Consider the following 15,040-nt stretch of genomic DNA (forward strand, 5'->3'; position numbering starts at 1 on the left):
ACGGAAGATCATGACCACCGCTCCCGACCTGATAGACACGACACCGGTCGACCTGACCAAGCCCGAGGCGGGCCCCCGCGAGCAGCCCGCCCAGGAGATGCACTACGCCCGGGCCGAACTCGCCCTGGCCCTCCCCGACCACCTCGCCCTGCGCGAAGTGCCCCTAGACCCCGACCCGCTCGAGGCCCTGGCCAACGCGGTCGCCGACGTCCGCGAGGATCTCGGCGAGAGCGCCGACGTCGTCCTGGACCTCGTCCCTGTCGCCAAGTCCCGCGTCGGAAGCCGTCGCCGTCGGCTGCTGGCGAAGGCCCGCCGCAACCCCGCCGACGGCCCGGCGATCCCGGGCATGCCGCAGCGCACCAACCGCTTCGGATTCGATCTGGGCGCGGTGATGTCCGAGATCGCCTCCGAGATGAAGGGCAATCAGGGCGGCGCGGCGCGACCCCGACCGCAGAACCACACACAGCGCGCCCATCGCATGACCGACATGAAGGCCGCCATGGGCAAGCTCGCTCCCGGAGCCGAGCCGGTCTTCTCCCTGCAGCTCCTCGTCCGTACCTGCGCCCGCGACGCCGACCGGGCCCGGGTCCTGCTCGACCAGGTCCTCGCCGCGCTGGAGCCGTGGTCCGGCGACAACTACCTCCGCCCCGTCGGCCTGCACCTGGGCATCACCCGCGTACGAGCCGACCACTGGATGTACCGGAGCCGGTTCGACCGCCGCTTCGAGACGGGCCTGTTCACCCCGCGCCGCAACTCCTGGGTCACCGCCCAGGAGATCGCTGGCCTCCTCAAGCCGCCGACCAAGCACAACAGCGCGGCCAACATCGCCCGCTCGGGCGGTGTCGTCCCCCCGCCACCCGCCGCTTTGCCCACGTGGACGGGGCAGCAGGGCCTGCTGCCTCTGGGCTGGGTGGCCAAGTCCGGCGGCGGGGAGCGCCTGGCCGGAGTGCCGCTGAAGTACCTCCTGTTCGCGCTGTTCCTCGGCAAGTCCGGCTTCGGAAAGACCGAGATGAGCCTCGTTCAAGCGATCGCCTTGGCACACAACGGCTTCGGTGTCCTCTTCCTCGACCCGCACGGCGACGGATGGGCGCGAGCCCGGCCCTACCTCGCCCACCAGGAACTGGCCGACCGCATCTGGGAGATCGACCTGACCTCCCCCGAGCTCGACAAGATGGTCGGCTCCTGGAACCCCCTGTCCATGGAGCGCCGGCGCGAGGCCGAGATCCCCGACATCGTCCAGTACATCGTCACCGGCTTCGCGGCAGCGCTGAACTGGTCCGACTCCGCCGGCCGCGCCAAGACCATCCTGACCCGCGCGGTCGAGTCCCTGGTGTACCTGTCGTGGCACGTCTGCCGCGCCGGCCGGCCCGACCTGGCACCCACCGTGTTCCAGATCAGGACCATCCTCACCGACGCCGTCTGGCGCACCAAGGTGCTGCCCTACCTGCCCAAGGACGTGCGGGACTACTGGGAGAACATCTTCCCCTCCTACTCCAAGGAGGCCGTGCCGGTCGTCACGAACATCATCGAGCGGCTGTCATCGAGCAACGCGATCAAGGCGTTCCTGGGATCGAGCCGTTCGACGTACGACATCCGGCACGCCATGGACACCGGCAAGATCGTCTTCGTGTGTCCGGCGGGCACGGGCGACGTCGACCGGATCATCAGCTCCCTGCTGATCTACGACCTGTTCCGGGCCGGCCTGTCCCGGCGCGACACCCCTGCCGATCAGCGCCGCGACTTCTTCTCCTTCATCGACGAGCTGACCAGCGTGGATGGCGCGTCGAAGGGCACCTTGGCCCAGATCACCGAGCAGCTGCGGAAGTTCAACGTCAAGCTCCTCGCGATGACGCAGATGGCACAGCGCTTGAGCCCGACCACGCGCCAGGGCCTGCTGCAGAACCTTTCGATCCTCTCCACCACGGCGTCCGACGTCGACGAGGCCACCCTGGTCACCCGCCGCTGGGGCAAGAAGGTGTCGCCCGACACCATCGCCCAGCTCAACCGCTACCACTACGTGATGTCGGTGACGCTCGGCGAGGGCCAGACCGATCCCTTCCGCGTGCGCGGCGCCTCGGTCGAGGACCTCTACGCCGACTACTACCGGCCCCAGAACGAGGAGCGGCTGAGCCGGGCCATCGACGAGAACCTTCAGCGCCGGCCGGTCCGCGACATCCTCACCGACCTGCGTCGCCTGGACATGCGGCTGCGCCAGTTCATCGTGACCCTCGACGTGCCGCCGGACGATGACGACCCCGTGGACGACGCGCCTCCCGAAGAGCCGGACGGCGACGAAACGGCCCCGCCCGACCCCGGCGGCTCCGACGGTCCGAGCACCGGGCCGGGCTCCGCCAGCGCGGACAAGCCGCGCGTCCACGACAGCGCGGGCACCGTCGTCAGCGGCGGGCAGCCCGACGGCACCCCGGACAACGTCCGGCAGCTCAACCCCAAGCCCAACGAGTCGAGGTTCGGATGACCCTGCACCTTCTGGAAGCTCCCGCGGCGCCCGCCCGTACGCGCAGCTTCCACACGATCGGGCGCCAGGCCCTGGAACTGCTCTACCAGCACCGGGTTCTGTCGACCCAGCAGCTGCACGTGCTGCTCAGCCCGCCCGAGCGGCGGGCCGAGCGCCCCTACTACCTGCGCAAGCAGCTGGCCGAGCTCCACAAGGCAGGCCTGGTGAGCCGGGTCCGGGCGCAGGGGGGCGGTGCGGGGCCTGGTCGGATCCGCACCAAGCCGTTCCTGTGGTTCCTGACCGAGCTGGGCGCCGACTCCGTCGAGGAAGCTGGCGAACTGCCCATCCGTCCCTACCGAGTGACGCCCGAGTCGGTCGCCGGCGCGCGTCAGGCGCACACCCTCGCGCTCAACGACGTCGGAGTCGCCTTCGTCGAACACGCGCGCCGGCTCGGGCACGAGTGCGGACCGCTGGACTGGACCCCCGAGGTCGCCAACCGCATCCGCGACGGACAGCGACGCTTCGAGGACGACCACGTCATCAGCGACGCCGTACTCAACTACGTCCACGTGGAGAACGGACGGCGCACCATGCTCAGCTTCTTCGTCGAGCTGGACCGGGCCACGATGACCTCCGCACGGCTCGCCGCGAAGCTCCAGGCGTACGGCCGGCTGTACGAGTACGTCCCGCAGGGGCAGGACCGTGCGCGGCGCTCGCCGAACGCCACCCGGCCGGCCTGGATGTACAACTACCCGGTCTTCCCCCGGGTGCTGGTGGTCCTGGACGCTGCCCCGCCCCGGGAGGGGCAGCCGGACCGCCGGCCAGAACGGCTGGCGGCGAGGACGGAGGACCTCTACACGCGCACGTCCGCGGACGTCCGCCTCAGCCGGCTCAAGGGCGACATCGCGATCGGGGTCACCACCTTGCAGCAGCTCCAGCAGCACGGGCCCTGCGCCCCGATCTTCACGCCCCTGCTGCGGGGCACCCCGTCCGCCCGGCCCGCCGCCACCGACTTCTACCTCTCCACGAAGTGACCCGCCGCTGAGACGGCCTTGAAGGAAGCAGCCCGATGACCAGTACCTCGCTCGAGGCTCCGCCCGACGGCGGGAGCATGATCCGGCTCACCGAGATCCTGCACCGCAGCGTCAAGCTGCGGCAGCGTCGCTTCGAGATGCTGCCGCTGCGCGGCGCGGGCGCCCCCTTCACCGAGGCCCAGGCGCGCAACCCCTCCGACTCGCTGCCGCCGTCGGAGCTCGCGGACCTCATCTCGTCCATGTCCGTCGTCGGTCTCCTGGAGCCGGTGCTGGCCGAGGAGATCGTCGTCGACGGCAAGGCGCCGACGATCCGGCTGGTCACCGGCGAACGGCGGCTGCGTGCCATGCGCTGGGGCGCGACCAACCGCCCGGACAACCCGCACTTCCAGGCCCTGCCCGCCGTGGTCTGCCCGGGGCCGTTGTCCGACGAGGAACGGCATATGTGGCGATTCGTGGAGAACTTCGCCCGAGAGCCGCTCCGCCCCGGCGAGCAGGCCGCCGCCCTGCTGTACCAGCGGTGCGCCATCCTCGTGGGCAAGCTGCTGAAGGCCGGCAAGCCCGTCCCCCAGGACGTCTACGCCATCCCCGACCCAGCAGAGCGCTTCCAGGCTCTGGAGAAGATCCGCGGCACCGACCACAGCTGCGCCGCCCCGTGGGCCGAAGTCCTCAGCCGCCTGGGTCTGCAGCTCAACGAGCGCAAGGCCGGTGAACTGGTGCGCGCATTCCGCGCGCTGCCCCGCGAGCTCACCGAGGAGATGGACGAGGCGGCGATCCGGCTGAACACCCGGATTCGCTTCGCCGAGCTCCGCAACGGGCGGGCCGAGGCGGCCGAGGGGATCTGGGCGGCGCTGAAGAGCTCCAAGCGGCTCCACCTCCTGCCGACCGCGGTGAACGTCGGCCTGGAAGAGCCTGAGCTCGGCCCGGACGAGATCATCACGGCAGCGGAGGACCGCCAGGACGCGGCGAACGCCAGCCGACGCGCAACGCTGGCACGCGTTCCTGACCCCGCTCAGACGCACGACACGGCCGAAGAAGACCCGACGCCGGTCACATCGCCCGGCCCCCGCTGTGAAGAAGTCGCTGACACCGAGGGCTCACCGGTTGCCCCGCTCCCGCCGCCCGGCCCGGGAGCGGACCGGCAGCCCGGGGCGAACGCCGAGCCCAAGGAGCCGAAGCCGGCCGTGGAGGCGGACGTCGTCCGCACCGCTCTGGACGGAGTCCGCGGCTTGCTGCTCGAGGTGCGGGCCGGCAAGGAGATCTCCCGCTACGACCGCGGCTCCCTGCGGCTCGTCCTTCAGGAGCTCAGCGACCACCTCGACGAACGCGAAGCACCCGCCCATCCGGACCGCGACACCACCCCACACGAGCACGAAGGAACAGAAGCAGCATGACCAGCGTTTCCCTGCCCATCCCGACCGTCGGCGTGCCCCTCCCGGGCCGCGGCTGCGACTGCAACGCCTGCGCCTTCTACGCCGGGCCCGACGGCCGCGGCGGACCTGCCACCGTCGAACCCTTGTGCTCGGGCACCAACTCCGACTGCCGGTTCTGCGGGTGTGCCGCGGCAGAGGCCGACGCTCCTGCGAACGCTTGCGTGACCCGGAGCTGCCCGATCCGCTGTGGCAGCCGGACCGACATCGCCCAATGGATGGCCGACGTCGGCGGCACTCTTACCTTCGACGACATCAGCGTCGACACCGCGCTCCCGGACGGTCTGCCGCCCTTCATCCCCATGACCGACGGCAGCTCCGTCACCAAGCTCGACGCCAGCCTGAACTGGCCGGCCTACGGCGTCGGCCTGCGACGGGTCTTCTCTCCCGACACCTACACGCTGTACCGGCGCTTCACCGAGCAGTCCGCGCGCCAGGCCCTCGACCTCAAGCCTCACCAGAAGGCGGTGCTCGTCGGCTACGGAGAGGACCCGCTCGTCGAGGCGTTCTGGACCCGCCGCCAGCGTGACAATCTCGTCGAACGGATCGCGGAGCAGCAGTGGGACCTGGTGCTCTCCTGCAACTACTCGATCTACGGGGACTGGCCCAGGACCGAGCACCTGCTGAACATGCGCCGTAGCCTGATGCTCGCGCAGGAGTTCGCCGAGGCCGGTGTGCCGGTCGTGCCGAACGTCTACTGGTTCCGGCTGGAGGACCTGGAGCGCTACCTGGCCTGGGTCGAGGACACCCGGCCAGCAGCAATCGCAGTGAACGTGCAGACGGTCCGCGACAACTCCACCTGGGACACCTGGGAGCGGCCCGGTCTGCACTGGCTGGCCGCGAATCTTCCCGACGACATGCCGATCATCCTCACAGGCCTCTCGCGCACCAATCGGATCGCGGAAATGGTCGAGCTCTTCGGCACCCGACTCACGCTGGTCTCCCAGAACCCACACCAGTACGCCCTGCACGGCGCCGTCATGACCGCGAACGGCCGCGAGGACGTCCATGCCCGATCCGAGGACGCCTTCGCCGCGACCGTCCGGTACATGTCCTCGCTGCTGCCTCCCCGCTGAAGTTTCCCTGCCCGGACTGTCACACCGGCGGCTCCTCCCACACCTGTAGCAGGTGAAACCCCTGATGGGAGGAGCCCTCGATGTCCACCGATCCCACCCAGCCCGACGCCACGACGGACGACGTCCCCGCGGCGTCGCCGGCCGCCTCCTCCTGGCAGCTGTGGATCCTGCTCGTCTGGCATCCCGCCCTGGGACTACCGGTCGACCCCGTCGCCGTGCTGGCCCTCGATCACAGCCAGGAACCGGCGGCACACGTCGTGCGCTGGGTCCCGCTCGTCTACGACACTGCCGATCCGTGGCGGGAGCGTCTAGGTGAGAGCACCACGGCTCAGGACGTCGAGCGCTGGATCGCGCACTCCGGCACCTGTGCCGTCGAGCCCGCCGCCGTCCCCGACGGCGCACTCGACTTGGCCCACGCCGCCGACCTCGTGCTGGACGAGCTGCTGGCCGAAGTCGTCCCCGCGCTGCCGCCCCGGGGTGATGCCTGATGGGTACCGGCAGCAAGTCCAGCCACGCCTCCTACGCGGTGGGGCCCACAGCGACGGCCGAGGCACCGGAGCAGGCCGTGGCCGAGGCGCCGGAGCAGCCCATGTCCGGCGAGGAGATCCAGGCCAAGGCCGACCTGCTCATGGCCATGAACAACATGGGCGAGATCGCCGATCCGCCCTTCGCGATCGACATCGAAGATGCCGTTCCCGAGGACCCGGTGGAGCGGTACGACGCATTCGTCGGCCAGGTGGAGCAGGCCCAGGAGGCCATTGAGAAGCTGAAGGAGGCAGGCGCCTCCGACGAGGAGATCGAGGCGCATACCAAGGCGCTCAAGGCCCAGACCCTCGCCTACCTGAACTCGCTCGACGAGGACGACCTGCGGACAATCGCCGAGGCCAAGGGGTTCGAACACCCGGCTCTGGTAGGGCTGTCGGGCAAGGGCCAGCACCCCCTGGTCCACTGGCTCGACCCGGCGTACCCCGGCGACATCCCGTCCAAGCAGAAGATCCAAGCCGCCGCGCTCGACCGGTACCAGCAGCTCCTCGCCGGCGAGACGGTCGGTGGAATGACCCTGGCCGACCTGCACCAGCTCGAAGGCACGGAACCGCCCGCGAGCGGAGGTTCGTGGTCGGCGACGCCCGAAGAGGCAAAGGCCGCCGGCGCGGCTCTCACCAGTGCCATCGGCACCTACAACCACGCCGCGAAGTACACGGCCGGCGGGCAGCAGGGCGAAGCACTTCAGTCCATGCTGGCGGCCGAGCACAAGGTGGCGACGGTGGACTGCCCCGAGCTCGGCGAGGACCTCGACAAGGCGAAGGCCCACGCCAAGCTCATGGTCGACCAGGCGCTCGCCCACAACAAATTGCTGCCCAGCGACGTAAAGCCCCTGGTCGAGGAGGCCGTCGCTTCCGGGAACCTGACCGAGACAGAGGCGAAGCACCTCACTCCGCACCAGCTCGTCACGCTCATGCGACCGACGACGCCGGAAGGCGAGGCGACCGGACTGAAGGACCTGGCGGTCAAACGGCAGCAGCAGCTGGCGGATCTCGACGCCGCCTATGCCACGCACTCCGCCCTCGCCCCCGGTGACGGAGAGCCGCTGAACCTTCCGCCCGCGGGCGAACCCGGGGCGCCGCAGACGATTGCCGCGTGGGCGAAGAACGCCGGCGAGCTCAAAGACATGCAGCACGCCGCCCACAGCTGGTACGCCAAGAGCCAGCAGTTCACGGGCGAGGAGTCCTTCGCTGAGCACCCGGGCGTCGATGCGGCGAAGTACGTGAACCCCGAGGGCCTGACCAACGACTTCAAGGCATGGGCCAAGGGCCAGAAGCTCTCCGATCTGCGCACCGTCGCCGGCGAGCTCGGGATGGACAACGCCGACAAGGCCACACGCGCCCAGGTGCAGAACTACATCGCGGCGAGTTTCAACCCGAAGTACGACCAGGAGGCGATCAAGGAGAAGGTCTCAGCCGGCGCCGCGAAGAAGGAGGCCGCGAAGGCCGCGGCCACTTCGGCCCCGGAGGCCAAGTCTGGCGGCGAGTTGGCCTCCGACGAGGCGGTGCAGGCCCTGGCGAGCAAGCTGCCGGCCAGCAGCACCGCAGGCGGACCGGCCACCTCCGGGAAGGCCACGGCACCCCCCGCCCCGAAGCCGGCCAAGGCCCCGAAGCCGGCCAAGCCGGGGTCGTTCAACGCCAACATCCAGGCGCTCATGGCCGAGGTCCAGCATGCGAAGGCAACCAGCCAGGACGTGCCGGCGCGCATCGACGCCAAGGAGGTCGCCGGGTGGACCTTCGGGCCCGGCACCAAGGCGTCGAACCTCGGCGGCACGTACGCCAAGACCGTGCATGAGGCGCCCGACGGCTCGAAGTGGCTGTTCAAGGCCGATCACAACCACGGCGGCGCCTTGGGCCACACTGAGGCCGCCGCGTCCCACGTGCTGTCGCTGGGGGGCGTCCCGTCGGTCCCGGTGTACCACCACAAGCAGGCGGACGGGACGGCCGGCAGCATTCAGCCGCTGCTGCAGGGCGCGAAGCCGTTCACCTCCAGCCCGAGCCAGTGGACGCAGAGCCAAGTCGACGCGATCGTCCGCTCCCACGTCGGCTCCTGGTACATCAGCGAGCACGACGGTCACCAGGAAAACTGGCTGGAGACTCCGTCCGGGGGCCTGGTGCAGATCGACCGCGGCCAGGCGTGGAAGCACTTCGGGCAGGACAAGCTGTCGATCGACTACGCCCCCAGCGGCGGAGGCGGCTTCACGCCCGTTCACCAGAAGCTGTACCAGGCCGCCCTCAGCGGCGGCCTCGCCAAGGGCGTCAAGATCAACCCCGCCGCGGCACACCCGGTGATCAAGAAGTTCGAGTCCATGCCGGATGCACAGCTGCGCTCGGTCCTGCACTCCACCGCGCACGAAGGGGCCAAGTCCGGCGTCGCCTGGGTCCCGCATATGCGCAGCCGGGCTGCCAAGGCCCTGAAGATCCCCCAGTCCCAGGTCACGCACGAGCAGATCGCCAACGCGTTCCTGGACCACGCCGTCGAGAGGAAGAACTCCTTGCGTCAGAACTTCGCCGACTTCTTCGTCAAGCAGCTCAAGTTGCCCTCCGGCGCCTCGCTCAAGCACGGAGGTAGCTGATGGGCACCGGGTCGAAGTCCAGCCACCAGAGCTACGCGGTCAGCCCGACTGCGCTCGCAGAGAGCCCGCCCGCTCCGGTCGAGCTCGGCGGTGCACCAGCCGCAGGCGAGGGTGCCGGACTCACGGGCGCTACGGGCGGCGCGGAGATCGAGATGCCGGAGCTGCCGATCCCTGCACCGGAGCCCCCCGCGGAGCCAGCCGACGGCGTGGACCTGGACGTCGCGGACACGCTCCTCAAGGAAACCGAGGCCGGCCAGGTACTCGGACCTGAGGCTCCACCCAAGGAAGACGTACCGGCCACGGTGGAGGAACTCGAGCTCCCTGCGCCCGAGCAGGACGAGCAGACCAACAACGAGGAGCTGCCCGGTGACGAAGCCCAGCTGCTCACCGAGGAGGTGGAGGAGGACGAGGAGGAGACCGATCCGCCACTGACGCCTGTGCCCGCGGAGCCTCCGGTCGGGCAGCCGACGGGCACACCGATCCTGGTCGGCGGAGACGACTTCATCAGCTCCGAGGCCGCGCTCGTCGCATACGACTCCGCGGACGGTCCGCGGGAGGTTCTCCTGACGCACGTCTCCGAGGAGGCGGAGGAGAAGCTGCTCGACGCGCTCAGCATTCCCGGCACACACATGGAGGAGGTGGAGGTCGAGGAAGAGGTCAAGGAGCGCCTCGCCCTCGACAAGGACAAGAAGCTGGGCGAGCTGACCGCGAAGGCGGTCAGCTCGGTGCAGCACAAGCTGAAGCACGACCTGCCCATGTCCGAGGCATCGATCGCCAAGCACCAGGCGGCCGTCGACGCCGTCTCCGCGGTGCTCAACGATCCGTCGGTCAGCGATGACGAGAAGACGATGGCCCAGCACTACATGGACCAGCTGGACCTGGTGAAGGACAAGATCGACAACGGTGGGACGCCGCTGCCCTGGATGGCGCCGTACGAGGTGACCGGGACCAAGACGGTCACCAAGCAGGTTCCGGTGCCCGACGGGGAGCCAGAACCCGGCACACTCGCGGCGACCGTACGCAAGGCCAGCCGGATCAAGGCCACCTTGGACCCGGACACCGGGCAGAGCTCATGGGACGGGGTGACCCGCAGCCACGCGCAGGGGACCGAGTACGAGATCGACATGGGGGACGGCTGGAAGGCCGTCTACCGGCCCTACAAGGAGAACGACCCCTCCACCACGGAATACTCGCTGCGCGGTCAGCTCGAGGTCCACGCGCCGCCCGGTGCCGGCCACGGCAAGGAACTCGTGGAGCGGCTGGAACAGCTGCACCTGATGAACAAGCCCATGACCGCCGCTGAGGGCGAGTGGACCTATCTGTCGAACAACATCAAGGCGCAGGGCCTGGGCAACGCGGCCGGCATGAAGGCGGCCATGGAGACGGCCCAGGGCCTTCAGGACCTCCAGGTCCAGGAGATCGTGCACCAGCGCATGGAGACCCTGATGGGGCTGGACAGCGACGCCTTGCAGACGCAGATGAAGCGGATCCACCTGGAGGCGGCCCACAAGGTTCTGCCGATGAAGGTCGAGGTGGTGCGCGACGCGGTCGCCAAGGCCACCGGGTTCACCAGCGGCGCCGAACTTGCGGCGAGCCCCGGCTACGAGCCGACTCCCGCGACCGCCGGGAAGTGGCTGTCGTGGTCGCGCTTCGACGTCACCGGAAAGCAGGAAGAGGTCAAGTCCGCTTTCAAGGGGCGGTCACTGACTCACAGCCTGGGCGGCGGTGATCTGGCAAGTCTGCTGGGCACCGGTGTGCTGGCGTCCACGGAGAAGCGGGCTGTCATGGGGATCGGCAGCGGCGTGGGCATGAGCGAGCAGGACGACAAGATGACCGGCGGAGCGAACTCGGTGTTCTTGCGGGTCCAGCCCAGCGACTCCTACCACGGGGGAGGCGTTCTGATCTGGGACGACCCCAGTGTGCTCATGCGCCGCAGCGACTACTACGGCTACTCCAGCGACCACTACGGGGCGATCAACCCGGACCACTACAAGTACAACAAGAACGCGATCACCCGCGATCCGATGAAGATCGCCAAGTTCGGCGGGGACGGCAACGAGGTGATGTTCAGGAACGGCATCGACCTCCTCGGCGCCGAGGCGCCCAGCCGGATCGTGTGCAAGTCCGCCGGCGAACGCAAGATGATCCTGGCGTCCTTCGCCTCGCGGGGCATCACCGAGCTCGGCGGCAAGCCGGTCGAGGATGTCCTGTGCCTGACCGACGACTACTGATGAGGAACTGCACAATGACATCGGACAGCCAGTGGCAGCAGCGGTTCTCGGGCCTCCTCGTCGGCCACCACAGCCTCACGGGGGACGCGATCGACGCCGGTGCGCGCCTGATCGTCTTCGACGACGGCAGCGAAGCCTTCCGAGCCGCCCTCGCCCGGCACCACCGCTTCGAGGACGACGAGCAGACGGTATGGATCAGGCCGCTGATCGGCGGCCAGGACACCGCGGACGGGTACCAGTTCAACCTCGGCATCGTGCGACGCCGTTCCCTGCGGTGGGAGGCCGTCCGGCTCGTCGACGACGCGGTCGAGATAGACCTCGTTCACGGGCAGAAGGCTCGGGTGGAGCCTGCGGACGGGCCCGAGCTTGCGGAGCTGGCCCGGTGGGACGACTTCACCAACAGGCTCACCCCGGAAGAGGATGCGGCGCTGGCTCGCCTGGACGCGGACTCCTGGCACGGCCGCTATGCGTGAGCACCTCGACGTCCGCCGGCAGGGGTGCCGGCAGCCGTATTGGCATGATGGGCCTCCGATACCGCGGACCACGAGACGCCGGCCTGCTCCTGGGCCGGCCCGACGTATCAGGGAGGTGAGTGGCGTGGCAGCACGACGTCGCGGCGTACGCGGATTCGACGGAGCCGCGCTCCGCGCCGCCCGCACAAGCCGTGGCATGACCGAGGAGCAGCTCGGCCGTGCCGTGACGATGCCCCCTTCCCTGGTCTGCGCTTACGAGGACGGCCGGCGCATCCCGGAATGGAGGACCCTGACCGTGCTCGCGACCGCGTTGTCGATCACGGTTGACGAACTTCGCCCCGGGCACGCCACCACGATGGAGGACCTGCGGTGCGGCGCCGGGCAGGATCAGGCAGCTGCGGCCGCAGTCGCGGGTCTGACGCGCAGCGGCTACGCCATGCTCGAGAACGGCCTTACCCGGAGTCTCAAGTCCGGCATCGCGGCCAAGTTGGCGTCCGCGTGGGAGGTGGATGAGGGCCAGGTCGTTCAGGCCCACGCGGCAGGTGTCCGGGCCGCCGGCGAGTCGGCACCGGTCCTCGATGGCATCGTGCTGGAGGGCATCGCCGCCCACTTCGGGGTCTCTGCCCAGGCCCTGCTTGACCTGGCTCGCTCCGTGCAGAGAGAGGCCGGCCGGAACCAGCCCGAGGGGAGGACGCCGTGACCGTGCACCGGGGACACCCCGTGACGGACGCCCGGCACGCTGCTCTGCGCAGCCCGCTGCCCCCGCACGAGCGGGACCTCCCGGTCGACATGGGCTGGCTGCGCTGGCGTGCCAAGCAGTTCGCGTACGTCTCCCAGCGGCCGTTCCATCTGGTGGTCGACCTTCAGGCGTATGCCTCTGTCACCGGGATGCCGTTTTTTGCGCACTACGCGGCACAGGTCTACCTGGGCCCGGAGGGTGCCCGGTTGGCCGTGCCGCTGATGGCCATCAACCTGGCACTGGTCAAGACCCGCGAGGACGCGGACCGCGCCCTCGCGCACGAGACCATGCACTTGGTCGTGCCCTCGTACGGACACAAGAAGACGGCGTTCGCGCGTGCCCAGCAGCTCATGGACCGTGTAGGGCAGTTGACCGTCGTGGCATAGCTGCCGCAGCGGGCGGGCCATCGGAAGTTTGTACCGACGGCCCGCCCTTCGCGGCGGCCGGGCGGGATTCACGTCTCCCATACATTGCAAGATGCAGTTTCAAGATGTACTGTAATTATCGCTGAGGCGGGAACACCGCCCAGTCCAGGACCGCCTTCAGCGGTCACTGAATCCCGCTCGGGCATCACAAACAGGCGCTTCCGCGCCGGTGATGCCACGCCCATCCCAACCCGGAGAAGCCATGCCGAGCACAACAATCACCCCTGCCCTCAGCCCGCTCGAACTCGCCGCCATCACCGCGGCGTTGATCCGCGCACGCACCGGCAGGCCCGCCCGAGTGGAGCCGGACCCGCGCCTCCATCGCGGGTCGGACGACGTACTCGCATGGGTGGAGCGGGTGCTCCGCCTCAGCTCCCTTGGACGCCCCATCGCCATCCATACCGAGCACGACCGCGTCCACCCACTTCTACCGGGCGGCCAGTACTACCGCGCGGCCGTACTGACCATCCCGAGCGAGGGCCGTGCACTCAACTTCCTCGCCACGTACGACGAGCGCCGCCGCCTGGTCTTCGACCTCGTCGACCGATGCCCGCACTGCCGGCAGTCAGTCCCCACCCAGGAGATCAACTGCTTCGAGGATCTGGGCGACTACCTCCTCCAGGCACGCGACGCCCGCGGCGGCTCCCCGCGATTCCGCTACTCCTCCGCCCACGAACCTACGTGCCCCGCACGCGGCAACTGACCCAGTCAGCCCTCCGAGCGGCGCCCCCGGCTCTGTCGAGCCGGGGGCGCCCCTGCATGAAGCCGCAACTCGCCGCCGGCGCGCACCACCCCGGAGATCCCGCTATGAAATCTCTCAACTCCTCGCAGCAACACGGTCCTTTCGGGCTGGTAGTCGCCTCTCCCGGAAGCGCGGCACCACGCATCTGGACGGACTGGCTGCTGTTCATGGTCCCGCTGTTCATCGCACAGATGCAGCACATCAGTGACGCGGAAGCCGTCCGGATGAGCGAGGGGGCAGCGGACCTGATCACCGAGCACGGCGACGATGCCCAGTACGGCGGCAGCCACCAGTCCGGTGCCCGCACCGCCATCGCCAAAGGTCTCGCGCTCCTCGCGCGGGCGGAAGGCGGCGTGACCGCGCTCGGGATCCACGCATGCATCCATCCGCACGCCGGCTGCCCCGGCCGGGTCAACGCCACGCCCCAACCCTCCCCGGAAGCGAAGAAGTGACAACCATGGTCGAGGCCACCAGCACACCGAAGAAGAGCCCACGCAAGTGGCTCCTCACGCAGAATTCGGATTTGCGCCGAATCGGCGTCTTCAATTGGACACTTCCCGCTTTCGCGGTGAAACTTCCCGACGGCAGCAATTTCAATGTATGCCCTCAGGCCGGGGTCTGCGCCCAATTGTGTTACGCACGCGTCGGAACCTATCGATTCAAGAACGTACGGGCCGCACACATCCGCAACCTCCTCCTCTGCCGGGATTCTCCGGATGAATTCGAGGAGCGGATGACAGACGAACTGAGCCACAAGCGGTACGCCGGAAAATGGATCCGACTGCACGATTCAGGCGACTTTTTTTCGGACGAGTACCTCCTGATGTGGCTGCGCATCATGGGCAACTCTCCAGGCGTTTCCTTTTACTGCTATACCAAGGAGATCAGCCGGTTCAAGCGGATCGCCGAAAACAATGCGCCCGACAATTTCCTGTGGTGCTACAGCCTCGGCGGCAAAGAGGACCACCTTCTCGACCTCGGCGCCGATCGACATGCGGACGTGTTCCCGGACGTCGAAGCTCTGATTGCTGCCGGGTACTCCGATCAGACAGAGTCCGACCTCCTTTCCGTGCTCGGGGAGTCGCCGCTCGTGGGAATCCCGGCCAACCGGATCCCTCATCTTCTGAAGCGGCAGGGAACGGAGACCTTCGGAAGTCTGCAGCGTGCGCGGGACGAGAAGCTGGCGGCGAAGAAGTCGGCCGCGAACCGGCAGTTCGCGCTGGTTCACTGATCGCCGGATGCGTGTGTGGGGGGCGGGCGGGGTTACGCAGCGCCCCCCCCCCACTCACATATAAAAAAAAACCAACCCCCCCAGAAGTT

13 protein-coding genes are annotated in these 15,040 nt (G+C 68.8%); all 13 read left to right on the forward strand.

Annotated elements, in window-relative coordinates:
- Nucleotides 1–10: 10 nt before the first annotated feature.
- Nucleotides 11–2,476: an ATP/GTP-binding protein gene (locus ACFV3R_RS09820; protein ID WP_385578379.1), complete on the forward strand. Its 2,466-nt coding sequence runs from the start codon at nt 11–13 to the stop codon at nt 2,474–2,476.
- The gene (locus ACFV3R_RS09825; RefSeq protein WP_385578382.1) at nt 2,473–3,489 is read left to right on the forward strand and encodes a replication-relaxation family protein; all 1,017 of its coding nucleotides are present in this window, start codon (nt 2,473–2,475) and stop codon (nt 3,487–3,489) included. Before ACFV3R_RS09820 ends, ACFV3R_RS09825 begins: the two co-directional genes overlap by 4 nt.
- A 35-nt stretch (nt 3,490–3,524) precedes the next feature.
- Complete coding sequence (locus ACFV3R_RS09830; RefSeq protein WP_385578385.1) at nt 3,525–4,880, forward strand: ParB N-terminal domain-containing protein; 1,356 nt, start codon at nt 3,525–3,527, stop codon at nt 4,878–4,880.
- A complete protein-coding gene (locus ACFV3R_RS09835) occupies nt 4,877–5,992 on the forward strand; it encodes a DUF4417 domain-containing protein (protein WP_385578388.1) in 1,116 nt (371 codons plus the stop codon). Before ACFV3R_RS09830 ends, ACFV3R_RS09835 begins: the two co-directional genes overlap by 4 nt.
- 80 nt (nt 5,993–6,072) lie before the next feature.
- On the forward strand, nt 6,073–6,480 hold the full coding sequence (locus ACFV3R_RS09840; RefSeq protein WP_385578391.1) for a hypothetical protein: 408 nt from the start codon (nt 6,073–6,075) through the stop codon (nt 6,478–6,480).
- Entirely contained in the window at nt 6,480–9,110 is a 2,631-nt protein-coding gene (locus ACFV3R_RS09845; protein ID WP_385578394.1) for a hypothetical protein, read from the forward strand. Before ACFV3R_RS09840 ends, ACFV3R_RS09845 begins: the two co-directional genes overlap by 1 nt.
- Entirely contained in the window at nt 9,110–11,341 is a 2,232-nt protein-coding gene (locus ACFV3R_RS09850) for a hypothetical protein (protein WP_385578398.1), read from the forward strand. The genes ACFV3R_RS09845 and ACFV3R_RS09850 overlap by 1 nt, the downstream gene beginning before the upstream one ends.
- A 14-nt stretch (nt 11,342–11,355) precedes the next feature.
- Entirely contained in the window at nt 11,356–11,814 is a 459-nt protein-coding gene (locus tag ACFV3R_RS09855; RefSeq protein WP_385578401.1) for a hypothetical protein, read from the forward strand.
- Nucleotides 11,807–12,514, forward strand: coding sequence for a helix-turn-helix domain-containing protein (locus tag ACFV3R_RS09860; RefSeq protein ID WP_385578404.1), 708 nt, complete (start codon nt 11,807–11,809; stop codon nt 12,512–12,514). The genes ACFV3R_RS09855 and ACFV3R_RS09860 overlap by 8 nt, the downstream gene beginning before the upstream one ends.
- Nucleotides 12,511–12,939 carry a hypothetical protein gene (locus ACFV3R_RS09865; protein ID WP_385578407.1) on the forward strand — a complete coding sequence of 143 codons (429 nt, stop codon included), beginning with the start codon at nt 12,511–12,513 and terminating at the stop codon, nt 12,937–12,939. The genes ACFV3R_RS09860 and ACFV3R_RS09865 overlap by 4 nt, the downstream gene beginning before the upstream one ends.
- A gap of 241 nt (nt 12,940–13,180) precedes the next feature.
- Nucleotides 13,181–13,681, forward strand: a complete 501-nt coding sequence (locus ACFV3R_RS09870) for a hypothetical protein (RefSeq protein WP_385578409.1) — start codon at nt 13,181–13,183, stop codon at nt 13,679–13,681.
- A 56-nt stretch (nt 13,682–13,737) separates the two neighbouring features.
- Complete coding sequence (locus tag ACFV3R_RS09875; RefSeq protein ID WP_385578412.1) at nt 13,738–14,172, forward strand: hypothetical protein; 435 nt, start codon at nt 13,738–13,740, stop codon at nt 14,170–14,172.
- A gap of 5 nt (nt 14,173–14,177) precedes the next feature.
- Nucleotides 14,178–14,951 carry a hypothetical protein gene (locus ACFV3R_RS09880; RefSeq protein WP_385578415.1) on the forward strand — a complete coding sequence of 258 codons (774 nt, stop codon included), beginning with the start codon at nt 14,178–14,180 and terminating at the stop codon, nt 14,949–14,951.
- The last annotated feature ends 89 nt before the right edge of the window (nt 14,952–15,040 follow it).

The sequence above is a fragment of the Streptomyces sp. NPDC059740 genome (genome assembly GCF_042733155.1).
GTDB lineage: Bacteria > Actinomycetota > Actinomycetes > Streptomycetales > Streptomycetaceae > Streptomyces.